The organism is Acidocella sp., from assembly GCF_035535915.1.
GTDB lineage: Bacteria > Pseudomonadota > Alphaproteobacteria > Acetobacterales > Acetobacteraceae > Acidocella.
In genome coordinates this window covers 1-15573 of sequence record NZ_DATLPB010000055.1, presented here as the reverse complement: position 1 = coordinate 15573, position 15573 = coordinate 1, and the positions used below count along the sequence as shown (strand labels likewise).

14 protein-coding genes are annotated in these 15573 nt (G+C 67.6%); 9 read left to right on the top strand and 5 right to left on the bottom strand.

The features are described 5' to 3' along the window. On the bottom strand, positions 1-749 hold a 749-nt coding region (locus tag VNC39_RS06735; RefSeq protein WP_325397449.1), incomplete at its 3' end, for an N-formylglutamate amidohydrolase. 31 nt (positions 750-780) lie between these two features. After that, positions 781-1335, bottom strand: coding sequence for a histidine phosphatase family protein (locus VNC39_RS06730; RefSeq protein WP_325397447.1), 555 nt, complete (start codon positions 1333-1335; stop codon positions 781-783). A 252-nt stretch (positions 1336-1587) separates the two neighbouring features. Here VNC39_RS06730 and VNC39_RS06725 point away from each other — a divergent pair, with 252 nt between their 5' ends. The 4 genes from VNC39_RS06725 to VNC39_RS06710 all read left to right on the top strand — a co-directional run bounded on the left by VNC39_RS06725 (position 1588) and on the right by VNC39_RS06710 (position 6103). After that, positions 1588-2265: a Tim44/TimA family putative adaptor protein gene (locus VNC39_RS06725; RefSeq protein WP_325397445.1), complete on the top strand. Its 678-nt coding sequence runs from the start codon at positions 1588-1590 to the stop codon at positions 2263-2265. Positions 2266-2273: 8 nt separating this feature from the next. Then, positions 2274-3377, top strand: a complete 1104-nt coding sequence (locus VNC39_RS06720; RefSeq protein ID WP_325397443.1) for a murein transglycosylase A — start codon at positions 2274-2276, stop codon at positions 3375-3377. Continuing rightward, positions 3374-4141: a (Fe-S)-binding protein gene (locus VNC39_RS06715; RefSeq protein WP_325397441.1), complete on the top strand. Its 768-nt coding sequence runs from the start codon at positions 3374-3376 to the stop codon at positions 4139-4141. The genes VNC39_RS06720 and VNC39_RS06715 overlap by 4 nt, the downstream gene beginning before the upstream one ends. 66 nt (positions 4142-4207) lie before the next feature. After that, on the top strand, positions 4208-6103 hold the full coding sequence (locus tag VNC39_RS06710; RefSeq protein ID WP_325397457.1) for a potassium transporter Kup: 1896 nt from the start codon (positions 4208-4210) through the stop codon (positions 6101-6103). Positions 6104-6257: 154 nt separating this feature from the next. On the opposite strand, the gene VNC39_RS06705 is transcribed toward VNC39_RS06710, so the two are convergent. Genes VNC39_RS06705 through VNC39_RS06695 form a run of 3 tightly spaced genes read right to left on the bottom strand, consistent with a single transcriptional unit; the run spans position 6258 to position 8542 of the window. Then, positions 6258-7418, bottom strand: coding sequence for a CCA tRNA nucleotidyltransferase (locus VNC39_RS06705; protein ID WP_325397439.1), 1161 nt, complete (start codon positions 7416-7418; stop codon positions 6258-6260). After that, complete coding sequence (locus VNC39_RS06700) at positions 7415-7975, bottom strand: CoA pyrophosphatase (RefSeq protein WP_325397455.1); 561 nt, start codon at positions 7973-7975, stop codon at positions 7415-7417. The genes VNC39_RS06705 and VNC39_RS06700 overlap by 4 nt, the downstream gene beginning before the upstream one ends. 18 nt (positions 7976-7993) lie before the next feature. Further along, positions 7994-8542: a DUF1285 domain-containing protein gene (locus VNC39_RS06695; protein WP_325397453.1), complete on the bottom strand. Its 549-nt coding sequence runs from the start codon at positions 8540-8542 to the stop codon at positions 7994-7996. Between the two features lie 102 nt (positions 8543-8644). On the opposite strand from VNC39_RS06695, the gene VNC39_RS06690 reads away from it, so the two are divergent. Genes VNC39_RS06690 through VNC39_RS06670 form a run of 5 tightly spaced genes read left to right on the top strand, consistent with a single transcriptional unit; the run spans position 8645 to position 15456 of the window. Further along, the gene (locus tag VNC39_RS06690; protein WP_408840301.1) at positions 8645-9625 is read left to right on the top strand and encodes an AAA family ATPase; all 981 of its coding nucleotides are present in this window, start codon (positions 8645-8647) and stop codon (positions 9623-9625) included. Then, positions 9622-10449 (top strand): DUF58 domain-containing protein, encoded by an 828-nt coding sequence (locus VNC39_RS06685; RefSeq protein ID WP_325397437.1) that lies wholly within the window; start codon positions 9622-9624, stop codon positions 10447-10449. The genes VNC39_RS06690 and VNC39_RS06685 overlap by 4 nt, the downstream gene beginning before the upstream one ends. Then, positions 10446-13055 (top strand): DUF4159 domain-containing protein, encoded by a 2610-nt coding sequence (locus VNC39_RS06680; RefSeq protein WP_325397435.1) that lies wholly within the window; start codon positions 10446-10448, stop codon positions 13053-13055. The genes VNC39_RS06685 and VNC39_RS06680 overlap by 4 nt, the downstream gene beginning before the upstream one ends. Beyond that, a complete protein-coding gene (locus tag VNC39_RS06675) occupies positions 13052-15052 on the top strand; it encodes a hypothetical protein (protein WP_325397433.1) in 2001 nt (666 codons plus the stop codon). The genes VNC39_RS06680 and VNC39_RS06675 overlap by 4 nt, the downstream gene beginning before the upstream one ends. Beyond that, on the top strand, positions 15049-15456 hold the full coding sequence (locus VNC39_RS06670) for a ketosteroid isomerase-related protein (protein WP_325397431.1): 408 nt from the start codon (positions 15049-15051) through the stop codon (positions 15454-15456). The genes VNC39_RS06675 and VNC39_RS06670 overlap by 4 nt, the downstream gene beginning before the upstream one ends. The last annotated feature ends 117 nt before the right edge of the window (positions 15457-15573 follow it).

The window sequence follows — 15573 nt, the reverse complement described above, 5'->3', positions numbered from 1 at the left end:
ACCATGAGTGCCGCCGCCTGCGGCAGCAGCCGCGCCAGACGCGCCGCCCATTCGACCTGACCGTTCTGGTTTCGTATCAAATCCTGACGGATTTCGACAGTCAAATAATCAAGCCCGCCGCGCTCGGCATGCACCGGAACGCCGTAATCGGTCTCATCGGTCACGCGGTAGGGATTGTTCTCCTCCACCACCAGGCCGCCCTCCCGCCGCAGCAAAACCGCCAGCGCATGCGACAGACGCGGGTTGCGGTTGTACAGCACCGCCACGTGCATTCCCCGCGCCACCTCGAAATAGACGGGCGTGAAGCTATGCATGGCCACATAGATCGGCTTTTCGTCCCGGGCCGCGATCAGCCGCTGGATTTCCGCGTGATACGGGTCGAAAATCGCCGCTTGCCGCGCCCGCTTCTGCGCCGCGCTCAGGCCGCAATTGCCGGGAATCGGAGTCGATTCGCTGATTTCGGGAAACGCGCTCGGCACATGGGGCGGCCGGTTGCAATCCACCACCAGCCGCGAATAACTCTGTAAAATCGCCGTGGCGTCCAGCGCCGCCGCCAGGCGCCTGGTCACACCCTCGATGCCGATATCCCACGCGATGTGCCGCTCCATGTCCGCGGTGCTCACGCCAAGGTCCCCCAGCGCGCGCGGAATCGTCCGCCCCGCATGATCCGCGGTCAGCAGAAAACGGCTTTTTCCGGCCGGATTCACCACTGTGAAAACCGGCTTCTCATCCTTGTCCAGCACGCTCATGCAATCCTTCTCTTATGGCTTCCAGATGACCTCATGGCCGCCAGACAATCTCCGACGGCGCCGGCGAAAGCGGGTCATATTCGAGACTCTGCCCATTGCCGAGCGAAACCCCGGTCAACGCCAGAATGAACGCCCAATGGCTCACCAGCAGAATCGTCGCACTGTCCGCGCGGGCCGTCATAACCTTCCGGAACGCGTCCGCCCGCACGGTAATCTCGTCGGTGCTCTCGGTTCCCTCGTGCCACCAGCGCGGCGGCAAATGCGAAAAATCATGCCGCGGAAAACGCGCCGCCAGAAGGTCCGGCGGGCTGCCGATATCGCACGCGAACGCGGCCCGCTCCCGCACCTCTTGCATCACCTGCACCGGCGCATCATGTGTCGCCTGGAACGCCTCGACGGTCTGCAAGGCCCGCGTGTAAGGCGAGACAATGATCCGCGTCAGCCTGGTCCGTGCCAGCTCCGTCGCCGCCGCGCGTGCCTGCTCATGGCCGAGCGGTGTGAGTTCCGGATCCTCGATCCCCGGATCCACGCGCGTCTCAGTGTAATGCAGATTGAAATAGCTTTGCCCATGCCGCAGCAGAAACATGAAGAATCCTTCAGACGAGAGCGATGTGGCTTGAAATCGAAGCGCAGAGCGATGCGATCGAGCCATGCAATCGCTCGTGCAAACAAGGCTAGAACGTGATCGATGTAAAGCAATCCCGGTCTCGCTCGTGTTGCCGCATCGCCGGCATGGACGTATGTCCGATAAACGTCATAATGGGATGAAGGCCCGTTCCCCGCCGGTTCAACCAGCCGCGCGGGGGCGCAGGCCACTATCAATAGGTTAGAGGGTCGCGTGCAGCCGAATTTCATTCAGGGTCTTGGCGGTTTCCCGGTCGCGCTGGTCATTTTCGCCGGCATCGCCGTGTTCCTGGTGCTGCGCCTGCGCAGCGTGCTGGGCAAGCGCGTGGGGTTTGAGAAGCCGCCGGTCCCGACCGGCCAGATGTCGGGCTACCAGAACGGCCCGATCATCGAAGGCCGCGCTTTGCCGCCCGAAACCGGCCGCATTGTGCCGGACCCGCGCTCGCCGCTGGGCGAGCGGCTGATGCAGATCGTCAACCGTGACCCGCAATTCGACCCGCCGAAATTCCTCGAGCAGGCCGAGACCGCCTTCCGCATGATCGTCACCGGCTTCGCCGCCGGCGACCGCACCACGCTGAAAAATCTCCTCACCGACAGCGTGTTCCAGACCTTCGACGCGGCCATCACCGCGCGCGAGACGGCCAACCAGCGCCAGCGCACGGAAATCAAGGCAATTCTCTCGGCCACCATCGAAGACGCGCAGATCGTCGGCGACGAGGCCGCGGTGATCGTCCGCTTCACCTCCGATCAGGTCAATGTCGCGCTGGATGCCAACGGCGCCCCCCTCGGCACCGAGGCCGTCTCCGAACTCACCGATCTTTGGACGTTCACGCGTAATCTCAAGGGGCGGGAACAGACCTGGCGCCTGGCCGCGGCACGCACCGGCAGCTGACCTTGCGCATGCGCTCCTCCTGGCTCCTCCCCGCTTTGTTCCTGGCCGGCTGCACCCTGCCCAATACCGGCAGCCTCGCCCCGCTCCCCGACGGCACGACGGTCTCGCCGATCAGCCTTACCCAGCTGCCCGGCTGGAGCACGGGCGATCAAGCCGAAGCCCTCGCCACGTTCGTGCGGAGCTGCCAGACCCTCAACCGGATGCCGGCCGACCAAGCGCTCGGCGGCGCCGGCTTTCTCGCCGAAAGGGCCGGCCAGGCCGGGCTCTGGCAGAACGCCTGCAACGCGGCGCTGGATGTCACCCCGGGTGACGAAGCGGCCGCACAGACTTTCTTCCAGGCCAATTTCGCCGCCTATCGCGTCAATGGCGCGGCGCTGATCACCGGCTATTTCGAACCGGAATATCCCGGCTCGGAAAATCTCGCCCGGGGCTACACCGTGCCGCTCTACGCGGAGCCCGCCGTGCCCGCGCTCGCCAACCTGACGCGCGCCGAAATCGACCACGGCGCCCTCTACCGCAAGGCGCCGGTCACCGCCTATCTGCAAAGCCCGGTCGATGCCTTCATGCTGGAGATCCAGGGTGCCGGCATCCTCAGGCTGCCCGACGGCAAGATTCTGCGCGTCGGCTTCGCCGGCCAGAACGGCCAGCCTTACACGCCGATCGGGCGCATCCTGGTGCAAAACGGCGACCTCGCCGCCAACGATGTCAGCTTCCAGAGCATTTCCGCCTGGCTGAAGGCGCATCCCGACCAGGCCCAGGCCATCATGGAACAGAACGCGCGCTACGTGTTCCTGAAACCGCTCGGCGGCCTGGCGGCCGATGAAGGCGCGCCCGGCGCACTCGGCGTCCCGCTCACCGCCGGCCGCTCTTTGGCCGTCGACCGGGCCGTCATCCCGCTCGGCATGCCGGTCTACATCACCACCACCGACCCGCTCACGCACGCCCCGCTCGACCGCCTCACCATCGCCCAGGATACCGGCGGCGGAATCCACGGGCTGGCGGCGGCGGATCTGTATTTCGGCTCCGGACCAGACGCCGAAGCCACGGCCGGACGCATGCAGCAAGCCGGCGATCTGTATCTCCTCCTGCCAAGGCAAGCCCCCACAACATGACCGCAAAACCCCGCGTCGCTTTGTTCGTCACCTGCCTCGTCGATCTCCACCGCCCCAGCGTCGGCTTCGCCAGCATCGCGTTGCTCGAGGCGGCAGGGTGCACCGTGGAGGTTCCACGGGCGCAAACCTGCTGCGGCCAGCCCGCCTATAATGCCGGCGACCGCGCCACCGCGCGCGACCTCGCCATCGGCCTCATCACCGCCTTCTCGGCCTATGATTATATCGTGGTTCCCTCCGGCTCCTGCGGCGGCATGCTCGCCAAGCACATGCCGCATCTGTTCGACGACGACCCGAATCTGCGCGCTGAGGCCGACCGGCTCGCCGCGAAGACCCACGAGTTGACCTCCTTCCTCGTCGACGTGATGAAATTCACCCCGACCCCGCCACCGCTGCCGGTCACCGCCACCTATCACGATTCCTGCGCCGGCCTGCGCGAACTCGGCGTCAAGGCCCAGCCCCGCGCGCTGCTCGGCGCCGTCCCCGGCCTTACCCTCACGGAAATGACCGAGCCGGAAATCTGCTGCGGCTTCGGCGGCACGTTCTGCGTCAAATATCCCGACATCTCGACGCGCATGGTGACGGAAAAAACCGCCGACATCGAAGCGACCGAGGCCGAGCTTCTGCTCGCCGGCGATATGGGCTGCCTGCTGAACATGGCCGGCCGCCTGTCGCGCAACGGCGCGGCGGTCGAGGTGCGCCATGTCGCCGAAGTTCTGGCCGGCATCACCAGCGACACCCCCGCCATCGGCAAGCCGGCCACGTGATCTCGCTTGCGAGCGAAGCCACAACAGGTTAAAGCCTCGCCCTTATGGCGACTCACCCGGGTGAACGTGCTTCCGCTTCCGCCGACATCTAATAAAGGCCCGCACACCCCATTGCGCTTCGGCGCGCTGCTCGGTGTGCTGGGTGTGGTCTATGGCGACATCGGCACCAGCCCGCTTTACGCGCTGCAAGCCAGCCTTGGCTATTTCGCCAAGTCCGGCCTGCAATATGCCGACATTTTCGGTGTGCTTTCGCTGATCTTCTGGGCGCTGATCATCACCGTCACGCTCAAATACGTCACCTTCGTGATGCGCGCCGACAATCATGGCGAGGGCGGCATTCTCGCCCTCATGGCCCTGGCGCAGCGCGTCACCCGCTCCGCTTCCGCCCGCACCGCGCTCGGCATCGTCGGCATCGTCGGCGCCGGATTGTTCTTCGGCGACGGCATGATCACCCCGGCCATCTCCGTGCTCTCCGCTGTCGCCGGCCTCGCCGTCGTCTCCCCGGCGTTCAACAATGCGGTCGATCCCATCGCCTTGGTGATTATCATCGCGCTGTTCCTCTCGCAGAGCCGGGGCACCGGGTCGATCGGCCGTGCCTTCGGCCCGATCATGACCGTCTGGTTCCTGGTGATCGGCATTCTCGGCCTGCTGCAGATCGTCCGGCACCCGTTCGTGCTGCAGGCGCTGATCCCGGCCTACGGCATCCATTTCATCATGCGCCACAGTTACCTGGCCTTCATCGCGCTCGGCGCGGTGGTGCTCGCGGTCACCGGCGCCGAAGCGCTGTACGCCGATATGAGCCATTTCGGCCGCCGCCCGATCCGCGTCGCCTGGACCTGGTTCGTCCTGCCCTGCCTGCTGCTGAACTATTTCGGCCAGGGGGCCCTGGTCATCGACCAGCCGGACGCGATCAGCAACCCGTTCTACAACCTCGCCCCGCACGCCATGCAGCTGCCGCTGGTCGTGCTCTCCACGGTCGCCACCATCATCGCCAGCCAGGCGGTCATCACCGGCGCCTTCTCCATCACCCGGCAATGCATCCAGCTCGGCCTGTTCCCGCGCATGGAAGTCCGCCATACCAGCACGACCGAGGAAGGCCAGATCTACGTGCCGCAGGTCAACGCCCTGCTCGCCGCCGGCGTCGTGCTGCTGGTGCTCGCCTTCAAGACCAGCAACGCCTTGGCCTGGGCCTACGGCATCGCCGTCACCGGCACATTCCTGTGCACGAACGTCCTCGCCATGGCCGTGTTCCGCCGCCAGTTCGGCTGGTCGCGGGGCACCACTTTAACCGTGTTCGGCTTCTTCGGCATCGTCGATCTCGCTTTCTTTGCCTCAAACACGCTGAAATTCTTCGATGGCGGCTGGGTGCCGCTGGCCATCGGCCTGTTCCTGGTCCTGGTCATGACCACCTGGCGGCGCGGCCGCGGCCTGATCCTCGCGCGCTGGACCCAGGACAGCCTGCCGCTGGCCTCCTTCCTCGCCCGCCTGCCGCAATCGCGCATCCTGCGCGTGCCCGGCACCGCGGTGTTCCTCACCGGCAATCTCGATTTCGTGCCGAACGCCCTGCTGCATAATCTCAAGCACAATAAAGTGCTGCATGAGCGGGTCTTCTTCGTCACCGTGCGCAATCTCGACGTACCGCAAGTGGCGCCGGAGCAGCGCACCAATGTGGAGGAAGCCGCCCCCGGCATCTACAGGATCACGCTCAATTACGGCTTCATGGAAAGCCCGAACGTGCCGCGCGGCCTGGAAAGCCTGGCCGCCAAAGGCATCGAGTTCAAGCCGATGCAGACCAGCTACTTCCTCGGCCGCGAAACCGTGGTTCCCGCCTCGGTGCCGAAACTGCGCTTCATCCGCCGCGCTCTGTTCCTGTTCATGGCCCGCAACGCGGTGTCAGCGACGGAATTCTTCCGTATCCCCAGCGACCGCGTGGTCGAACTCGGCGTGCGGATTGCACTCTGAGGAAAGAAAGTAAGCGCTACTTTTTGTGAACAAAAAGTAGCAAAAAAACTTTGTTCACTTTAGGCCGTGCTGGTTTCACGCCCCCGGCCCAGTTTAAAGAAAGTTTTTGCGGCGCTTTTTTCAAAAAGCGCCTGCTTCCTTTTATACTTTCTTCTTATACTTTCTTCGCTTCCAGCAACGCCTGCGCATAAGCCCGGCACGTCGCTGCGTCGGCGACGCAGCCGCCTTGCCGCCACCATTCGTGCACGCGCTGCAGCAGGGCTCCCATCGCCGGCCCCGGCATCATGCCAAGCGCCTGCAAATCCCGCCCCTGCAACGCGAACACCGGCCGTTTCATCGCCGCAAGGCGTGCGCGGAGGCGCTCCCAGCCCTCGCCCGGCGCCAGCCAGGTGCGCCCGGCGAGGGTCTCGGCCGGCTCCGCTTCCAGGGCCCGGCGCACATCGTCATCCGCAGCGTCCGGCCCCAGCTCATTCGGCGCGCTGAGGGCGGCGAGTTCCGCTTCTTCCGCCTTGCTCAGCCGCCAGCGCGCCGCGAATGTTTCCGCAGCGCCTTCGCCGCCGGTCAGCAAAGCCGCCACACGGAGCAGCGGCGCTTCCGGGGCGCCGCGCCGCAGCAGTTGCTCGAACCGGGCGAGATCGACCTCCGGCAACACCAAATCGAGCACCTGTGTGCGCTGCATCAGCCGCATCACCTCACGCGGGTCCGGCGCCGCGAGAATCCGTTTCAGCTCGCTCCACACCCGCTCGGCTGACAGGGTCTTCACGCCCTCCCGCAGCGCGGCGATCGCCGCCACCGCCGCCGCATCGGGCTCCCCGCGCCCATAGCGCGCAAAAAACCGGAAGAAGCGGAAAATCCGCAGATAATCCTCCGCGATCCGCGCCGTCGCCGCGCCGACGAACCGCACCCGCCCCGCCGCCAGATCTTCCCGCCCCTCGAAATAATCGTACACGGTGCCGTCCTGCGCCGCCGACATCGCATTGATGGTGAAGTCCCGCCGGCTCGCATCGAGCTGCCAATCATCGACGAAGGCCACCACGGCATGGCGCCCGTCGGTCTCGACATCCCGCCGCAGGCTGGTCACCTCGAAGCTGCGCTCCGGCGTCACCACCGTCACTGTGCCATGCGCGATACCGGTCGGGATCACGTTCAGCCCGGCCGCCCGCGCCCGCGCCATCACGGTTTCCGGGGCCAGGGGCACGGCGAAATCCACATCCGCCACGGCGACGCCGGCAAGCCAGTCGCGCACCGCGCCGCCAACCATCCGGGCTTCCGGCAAGGCCGCCCACAACGCAGCCATGCCCGGCAGCGCGATCATGCCGCACCCCGCAGCCGCAGCGCCAAATTCAGCAAGATCCGCGCCGTCGCGCCCCAGATCACATGCTCCTCATGCGGCCAGACCCAGAATTGATAATCAGCGCCACGCCGCACGGCGTGCCGCTGCTGCGGTGAGGCCGGGTCCAGAAGTTCCGCGAACGGCAGGCAGAACACTTCCTGCACCTCCCGCGGGTCCGGGGTGAAATGGACATTTCGCGGCACCAGCGCGACCACCGGTGAGATGTGAAAGCCAGTGCCGGTGATGAACTCATCCATCCGCCCGAGAATTTGCGCCCGCATCGGGTCGAGGCCGATTTCCTCCGCCGCCTCGCGCAAGGCCGCCGCTTCCACGGAGACGTCCCCCGTTTCGATCTTGCCGCCGGGAAATGACACCTGACCCGCATGCGCGCTCATCCGCGCGCTGCGCCGCGTCAGCCATACGCCGCGCTCGGGCTCCAACGCCACCAGCACCGCCGCCGGCCGGTTCGCCGCCGCCGCCAGGGCATTATGCGCCAAACCGGGCGGCAACAGGCGCCGCAGCGCCGCCTCGTCCATCATCTCAGCCACCGGGTAAAATTATTTCGTCACGTCGCAGGAGGACAGATCGCCGAGCGAAAAAAACACCCCGTCGCTCCATACGCCCAGCACCTTGCGGCCGCGCACCATGCCGGGCTCGGCCAGCGCCACCAGCTCGTAATAGGTCGCGCGGTTGATCCGCGCCTCGATCGGAAATTGCCCCTTGCCATCGCGCACATGCAGATACGGCGTCGGTTCGCAGCTTAACAGATCATGCCTGATCCGGATCGGATGCTCGCGCCCGGCGGTGATGCATTCATCCACATTGGTGCGGAAGCAAAGGGTCTGCTGGCGGCCATGGCCGCACCATTCCAGCTCCACCGCCACGAACGGCACGTCCTCGACTTCGATCCGCCCGCGCTCCGCCGGCGTCTCCAGCAGGTAGGTGCCATCCTCGGCGCGCTGCAACACGGTCGAAAACAGGCAGACCATCGGCTTCCGGCCGATCGGGCTGCCGCGATACATCCAGGAGCCATCGCGCTTGATGACGAAGGGCAACTGTCCGCAGTCGACGCACTTCGCGGGGTCGGCCGTCACGCTGTTCACCATCCCCCTTTCATTCACAATCGCGCTTTTCCTTGCCACCGATGTTCTCAACCGCCCGAGATATAGGTAGCATCACAAGGTAATCAAATGGGCAAGACCGTCCACATGGCTGATGCGACAATGATTCACGAAAGACTGGACCTCACGATGCGTGCCGCCCAGGCCGCGCGGGACGCGGTCGGTCAGGTGATCATCGGCCAGCAGGAAGTGGTCGAGCAGACGCTCATCGCTTTGTTCAGCGGCGGCCATGCGCTGCTCACCGGCGTGCCCGGCCTCGGCAAGACCCGGCTGGTGGAGACGCTCGGCGTGGTGCTCGGCCTTGCCAGCCAGCGGATCCAGTTCACGCCCGACCTCATGCCTTCGGACATACTCGGCAGCGAGGTGCTGGACGACACGCCCGAAGGCCGCCGCTTCCGCTTCATTCCCGGCCCGGTCTTCACCGAACTGCTGATGGCCGATGAGATCAACCGCGCCAGCCCGCGTACCCAGTCGGCGCTGCTGCAGGCCATGGCGGAGGGCCATGTCGCCGTCGCCGGCAGCAACCGCCTCGTCTCCACCCCGTTCCATGTGCTCGCCACGCAGAACCCGCTCGAGCAGGAGGGCACTTATCCGCTGCCCGAGGCGCAGCTCGACCGTTTCCTGCTCGACATCCGCATCGACTATCCCAGCGCCGAGGATGAGCGGGCGATGCTGCTCGCCACCACCGGCACCACGCGGGCGACGCCGGTTCAGGTCATGACCGCCGCGGATTTGCTGGAGGCCCAGCGCCTGGTCCGCGCCATGCCGGTCGGCGCCTCGGTGGTGGACGCGATCCTCAGCCTGGTGCGCGGCGCGCGGCCGGAATCCCCCTCGTTGCCGGAGCTGCGCCACGAACTCTCCTGGGGTCCCGGGCCGCGGGCCGCGCAAGCGCTGATGCTGGCGGTCCGCGCGCGGGCTTTGCTCGACAACCGGCTCGCCCCCAGCATCGACGATGTCGCCGCCCTCGCCGCGCCGGCCTTGCGCCACCGCATGTCGCTCACCTTCACCGCCCGCGCCGCGGGCCAGGATCTCGACGGCCTGATCCAAAGGCTCGTCGCCCGGCTTTGAACGCCCCGCAAACGCTGCTGGCCGCGCAGGCGCTCGCCGAAGGGCTGCCGAAACTGCTGCTCGCCGCCGAACGCCTGGCCTTCGTCGCCGCCCCCGGCCTGCATGGGCGCCGCCGCGCCGGCCCCGGCGAGGCGTTCTGGCAATTCCGCGATTTCCGCGACGGCGACGATGCGCGGCGCATCGATTGGCGGCGCAGCGCGCGCGGCGACCGCCTGTATCTCAGGGAGCGCGAATGGGAGGCGCAGGCCAGCGTCTCCCTGCAATTGCAGGACACGCCAAGCCTCGGCTTCGCGAGCGACGGCGCCGTGCCGGCCAAGCGTGACCGCGCCGCCCTGCTGCTGCTCGCCCTCGGCGCGATCCTGCTGCGCAGCGGCGAGCGCGTCTCGCTGTACGGCCGCACCACGCCGCTCACCGGGCCACGCGCTTTGCCCACGATCGCCGCGGCGTTGATCGGCGGCACGGCCGGCGGCGGCGAGGCCGATCCCGACCCCAAGGCCCGCCGCGTCGTGTTCGGCGATTTTCTCGTCCCCAATCCCGGCTTCGCGCGCCAACCCGGCGGCGCGGTGATGCAGATCCTCGACCCCGCGGAATGCGATTTTCCCTACCGCGGCCGCATCCTGTTCGAAGGGTTCGCCCGCGAGCCGGCGCTTGAAGCCAGCCACGCCGAAAGCTGGGCGGAGACCTACCGCACGCGCATCGCCGCCCAGCGCGAAAGCGTCGCCCGCGCGGCCATGGAGGCCGGGCAGACGCCGCTGTTCCACCGCACCGACCATCCGCCCGCCCAGGCACTGGCCGCCATCTACAACGCGTTGCTGCGCCGATGATCTTCGCCGCTCCCCTGGCGCTGGCGGCGCTGGCGCTGCTGCCGGCGCTCTATTTCATCCTGCGCCTGACCCCGCCGGCGCCGCGCCGGCTGCGCTTCCCGCCCATCGCTTTGCTGCGCGATCTCTCCGACACCGAGTCGACGCCGGACCGGCTGCCGCTCTGGATGCTGCTGTTTCGCCTGCTCGCCGCCGCTTTGCTGATCATCGGCTTTGCCGGCCCCACGCTGCGCCCGCCGCCGGTGCTGCCCGGCAGCGGCCCGGTGCTGCTGGTGGTCGACAATGGCTGGGCCGCCGCCGCATCCTGGCCGCAGCTCACCGCCGCCGGGCAACGCATCATCGCCGCCGCCCAGGCGCAGAATCGCGACGTCGCGTTGCTCGCCACCGCGCGGGACGCCACCAACAGCCCGCTCACCGTGCCCAATGTCACCGACGCCTCGACCGCCGCCCACCGCCTCGCCGCCCTGCAGCCGCAACCCTGGCCCAGCGACCGCTCGGCGGCCGCCGCCCTGGTGCGCGACGCGCCGGAACGCACGCGCTTCTATCTCGCCGACGGCGTCGGCGGCGATAATTTCCCCGCCTTCCTGCAGGCGCTCCATCCGACCCGGATCCTCAAGCCCTTCACCCTGCCGCCGCTGCTCGGCCCGCCGACGCTCGGCCCCGATGGCGGCCTCAGGGTCCACGCCATCTCCAACCCCGGGGGCCAGCCTTTGCTCGCGGAGACCGCCACCGGCACTATCCTCGCCCGGCAGGAATTCACTTCCTCGGGCGATGCCGTGTTCACGTTGCCGCCTGGGCTGCAAAACCGCATCGCCCGGCTGGTCCTGGCCGGCGACCCGACCGCCGGCGGCACCGCCCTCGCCGATTCCTCCCTGCACACCACGCTGGCCGGGCTCGACATGCGCAGCGCCAATGCCGACACGCCCTTTCTCGGCGCGCTCTATTATCTGCGCCGCGCCCTCCCGGCGTCCACCCGCATCACCACCGGCACGCTGCCGCAACTCATCGCCGCGCATCCGGGCCTGATCTTCCTCACCGACACCCCGCTCGACGCCGCCGGGCAAGAGGCCGCCCGGCATTATGTCGAGGCCGGCGGCGTGCTGGTGCGCTTTGCCGGCCCGGAGACCGCTGACCGGCAGGACAATTTCACCGCCGACCCGCTGCTGCGCGGCGACCGCCGGCTCGGCGGCGCGCTGAGTTGGACCACGCCGGAAACCCTGAGCCCCTTTCCCGCCGCCAGCCCTTTCGCCGGCCTCGCGCCGGACCCCAAAGTCACCGTCTCACGCCAGATCCTCGCCGATCCGGGCAGTCTCGATCCGGCCACGGTCTGGGCCTCGCTCAATGACGGCACGCCGCTGATTCTCGGCCAGACGATCGGCCGCGGCACGTTGGTGAACATCCTCACCACCGCGAACACCGACTGGTCGAATCTCGTGCTCTCCGGCCTCTACCCGCAACTGATCGCCCGGCTGACTTCGCTGAGCCAAAGCGTGCCCACCGCCGGCAGCACCGCCCAGCCGCTCAGCGCCCTACTCAACGCCTTCGGCACGCTCACCATTCCCACTGCCTCCGCCGTGCTGACGCCGGCGCAACGCGATACCGTGATGATTTCCGCCACACAGCCGCCCGGGCTGTATGGCCCCGGCGACGGCGCGATCGCGCTCAATCTCGGCCAGCATATCCCGCCGCTCGTCGCCGCCCGGTTGCCGGGCGCGCAGCCGTTCGGCGACGCCACGCCCCCGGAACGGCTCGGCCCCGGCCTGATCGCCATCGCAATGCTGCTCTTCGCCATCGACCTGCTGATCTCTCTGATTCTGCGCGGCGCGTTCTCACGCCGCCGCTTCCTGCTGGCGCTGCTGCTTTGCCTCGCCCTCCCGCCGGCCGCGCAGGCGCAAAACGCCGCGCTGCAGACAGGGCTCGGCTATATTCTCACCAACGATCCGGCCACCGACAAGCTTTCCGCCGACGCGCTCGGTTATCTTTCGACCTCGGTGTCCGCCCATACCTCCGTGGCGCTCGGCCCGCCCGTAGCACTCACCCCCGGCCGCGACGATCTCAGCCTCTATCCACTGATCTACTGGCCGCTGCCGCCCGGCGCGCCGCCGCCGACCCAGGCCGCCTGCGCGGATTTGAGCCGCTATATGGACCATGGCGGACTGCTGATGATCGACACCCAGGGCGGCGATGCCGACGCCTCCGGCTCCGGCGCCGGCTTCGCCGACGGCGCCGCCGCGACCTTCGCCCGCGACACGGCCTGCCTCAATTTGCCGCCCTTGGAAAAGCTCACCACCGCCAGCGTGCTGGCGCACAGCTTCTACATCATTCCCGATTTCCCCGGCCGGTTCACCGGCGCCCCGGTGCTGATCGCGGCGGCATCCGGACGCGACGCCGACAATGTCACCCCGGTCATCGTCGGCCAGAATGACTGGGCCGGCGCCTGGGCGCGCGATGCCGGCGGCAATGGGGAACAGGCGCCAATCCCCGGCGGCGAGGCGCAACGCCTGATCGCGGACCGGTTCGGCATCAATCTGGTGATCTATGCCCTCACCGGCAGCTACAAGGCGGACCAGAACACCGCGCCGGCCCTGCTGGACCAGTTGCAGCCATGAGCGCCCATATCAGTTTCGACCCGCTGCTGCCCTGGCCGGTGGTGATTGCGCTCGCCGTGCTCACGCTGCTGCCCTGCCTGCTGGCCTTGGGCACGCGCCGCCGCGGCGGACTGCTGCGCCTCGCCGGCTTCGCCTTGCTCGTTCTCATCCTGGCCGGCCCGCGCTGGGTGGAACATAGCGCGCGGCCCCTCCCCGATGTCGCGCTCGTCCTGGTCGACCAATCCCCCTCGATGGAGATCGGCGCGCGCCGCGAGATGGCCGCCCGCGCGTTGGCCGCCTTGCGCGCCAGCGCCGGGCAGACCGACGCCACGCGGCTGATCGTCGCCGGCATTCCGCCCGCGACGAGCGGCGGCACGCAGATCCTCCCCGCTTTGCACCAGGCCTTGGCCAATATCGAACCCGACCAGTTGGCCGGCATCATCGCCATCACTGACGGCGAAATCACCGACGCCGCCGGCCTGCCGCGGAACGCGCCGTTCTCCGCCCTGCTGACCGGCTCCGGCGAAGAAACCGACCGTGAGCTGCGGCTCGACAATGCTCCGTCCTTCGGCCTGGCCGGCCAGACCGTGCCGCTGCGCCTGTCCGTGTTCGACCATGGCGTGAATGATGCCGGCACCACCGTCCCCGTCACCGTGACCGAAGACGGCCAGACCGTCGCCACCGTCGCGGCGGTGGTCGGCCAGCCGCTCAGCGTCAATTTGCCGGTCCGCCATGCCGGCCCGGCGGTGATCTCCGCCTCCGCGCCCCCGCTCGCCGGCGAGGTCAGCGTGATCAACGACCAGGCCGCCTTCACGCTCACCGGCATTCACAAGCGCCTGAACGTGTTGCTGGTGTCCGGCAGCCCCAACCAGGGCGAGCGCGCCTGGCGCCTGCTGCTCAAATCCGACCCGGCTGTGCAACTCGTGCATTTCACCATTCTGCGCATGCCCGGAGAGCCGCTCGATGCCGACCCGCGCGACATCGCCCTGGTGCCGTTCCCGGTGCGCGAATTGTTCGAGACCGACATCACCAAGTTCGATCTCATCATCCTCGACCAGTTCAACGCCAACGACCTGCTGCCGGCGGAATATCTCGCCAACATCGCGGCCTATGTGGAGAACGGCGGCGCGCTGCTGGCCGAGGTGGGGCCGGAATTCGCCGGGCCGGAGAGCCTGGCCGGCTCGCCGCTGGGCCCGATTCTGCCGGCCATCCCGGCCGCCCCCGGCACCGTGACGCAGGAGTTTCCGCCCCTCATCACCCCGCTCGGCGCGCGCCATCCCGTCACCGCCTCCTTCGCCGGCGCGAAGCTCGCTCCGTGGGGGCGCATGGAAGCCGCCACCCCCACCCCGGGCAGCCTCGTGCTGATGACCGGCGCCGACGATCTCCCTTTGCTGGTGCTGGGCCGTGCCGGCAAAGGCCGCACCGGCATCCTGCTCTCCGACCAGCTCTGGCTCTGGACGCGCGGCGGCGCGCATGCCGGACCGGCTTTGCCCCTGCTCCGCGGCCTCGTGCACTGGTTCCTGCACGAGCCGGCGCTGGAGGCCGAAGCCCTCACCGCCACCATTGCCCATGACCGGCTGAGCATCGACCGCCGGACGCTCAGCCCCTCTTATCCGGGCGACGCCACCATCACCGATCCGGATGGGCAGAGCCGAATCGTGCCGCTCACGCAAACCGCGCCGGGGCGCTATACCGCCACGCTGCCTTTGAAGAAAAATACCGGCGTGTGGAAGATCGGCGAAGGCGGCAAGACCGCCTATGCCGTCGCGGCGCCGGACAACGCGGCGGAATACCAGGACCTCGCCGCCACCGCGTCCAAGCTGCGCGGCGCGGCGCACAATATCGTCTGGCTCGGCCGCGACCCTGCGCCCGCGCTTGGCCCGCTGCTCACCCACCGCCATGCGACGCAAATCACCGGCACCGCCAGCCAGCCGCTGCTGCCGCCTTTGCCGGCGCTGCTGATTGCCCTGGCCCTGATCACTGCGGCATGGTGGCGCGAAAATGGAGCTTCTGCATGAATACCACCACCCAGGCTGCCATCGCCGCCTATTACGCCGCCTTCAACGCAGGCGACATTCCCGCTTTTCTCGATCTGCTGACCGATGACGTGCGCCACGACATCAACCAGTCCGGCACGGAAATCGGCCGGGAGGCCTTCGCTGCCTTCCTGCAGGAAATGAACCGTTGCTACAAAGAGACGATCACCGACATCGTGATCCTCACCGATGAATCCGGCACCCGCGCCGCCGCCGAATTCGTGGTGCGGGGCGAATATCTGCAAGCGCAGGAAGGGCTGCCGCCGGCCCGGAACCAGACATACACCCTGCCCGCCGGCGCATTCTTCACGCTGCGCGACGGAAAAATCTGCCGCATTTCGAATTACTACAATTTGCCTGCGTGGCTGAAGCAAGTCAGCAAGTAGCCGCTTTTTAAAAAAAGCGGCGCAAAAATTTTTGTCTATGCTGGGCCATGGGCATTGGCGCCGACAACGCCCATGGCCCAGCATAACAAAGTTTTTTTGCTACTTTTTGTTCACAAA

What these genes read in the sequence shown, in the direction of transcription:
- VNC39_RS06730 (WP_325397447.1), bottom strand. Translation starts at nt 1,335, where the DNA reads ATGTTTCTGCTGCGGCATGGGCAAAGCTATTTCAATCTGCATTACACT.
- VNC39_RS06720 (WP_325397443.1), top strand. Translation starts at nt 2,274, where the DNA reads ATGCGCTCCTCCTGGCTCCTCCCCGCTTTGTTCCTGGCCGGCTGCACC.
- VNC39_RS06715 (WP_325397441.1), top strand. Translation starts at nt 3,374, where the DNA reads ATGACCGCAAAACCCCGCGTCGCTTTGTTCGTCACCTGCCTCGTCGAT.
- VNC39_RS06705 (WP_325397439.1), bottom strand. Translation starts at nt 7,418, where the DNA reads ATGATCGCGCTGCCGGGCATGGCTGCGTTGTGGGCGGCCTTGCCGGAA.
- VNC39_RS06700 (WP_325397455.1), bottom strand. Translation starts at nt 7,975, where the DNA reads ATGATGGACGAGGCGGCGCTGCGGCGCCTGTTGCCGCCCGGTTTGGCG.
- VNC39_RS06695 (WP_325397453.1), bottom strand. Translation starts at nt 8,542, where the DNA reads ATGGTGAACAGCGTGACGGCCGACCCCGCGAAGTGCGTCGACTGCGGA.
- VNC39_RS06690 (WP_408840301.1), top strand. Translation starts at nt 8,645, where the DNA reads ATGGCTGATGCGACAATGATTCACGAAAGACTGGACCTCACGATGCGT.
- VNC39_RS06680 (WP_325397435.1), top strand. Translation starts at nt 10,446, where the DNA reads ATGATCTTCGCCGCTCCCCTGGCGCTGGCGGCGCTGGCGCTGCTGCCG.
- VNC39_RS06675 (WP_325397433.1), top strand. Translation starts at nt 13,052, where the DNA reads ATGAGCGCCCATATCAGTTTCGACCCGCTGCTGCCCTGGCCGGTGGTG.
- VNC39_RS06670 (WP_325397431.1), top strand. Translation starts at nt 15,049, where the DNA reads ATGAATACCACCACCCAGGCTGCCATCGCCGCCTATTACGCCGCCTTC.